Origin of the sequence: Zavarzinella formosa DSM 19928, assembly GCF_000255705.1 — a bacterium.
Taxonomy (GTDB): Bacteria; Planctomycetota; Planctomycetia; order Gemmatales; family Gemmataceae; genus Zavarzinella; species Zavarzinella formosa.
The window spans coordinates 558,807-559,049 of record NZ_JH636444.1; the positions used below are offsets into that span (position 1 = coordinate 558,807).

Genomic DNA, 243 nt, shown 5'->3' on the forward strand with positions numbered 1-243 from the left:
AATGTCTTCGAACAAGCGAGGCTGTTTCTCTTTCACCGCCAGCAGGTAGTCCCCTTTCTTGTCCACGATCTTCGCGGCGATTTCCTTTTGGCATCCGGCGGCGTCGATGCTCACCAGCGCCTCCAGCAATTCCGGAATTGCCGTGATCTCGTTCGATTTCTCCCCGGTTTGGACTTGCGCCAGGGGGAGGCCCGCCTTGGTGGCCCATGCGCTGACAATGTGCAAGGCTTGGGCGGCTCCCTT

General features: G+C 59.3%; 1 protein-coding gene. It reads right to left on the minus strand.

The genetic code is table 11. From position 1 onward, the window contains the following. Positions 1-243: ISAs1 family transposase (locus BGIM_RS65045; protein WP_040890998.1), on the minus strand; the 243-nt coding region annotated here is incomplete at both ends.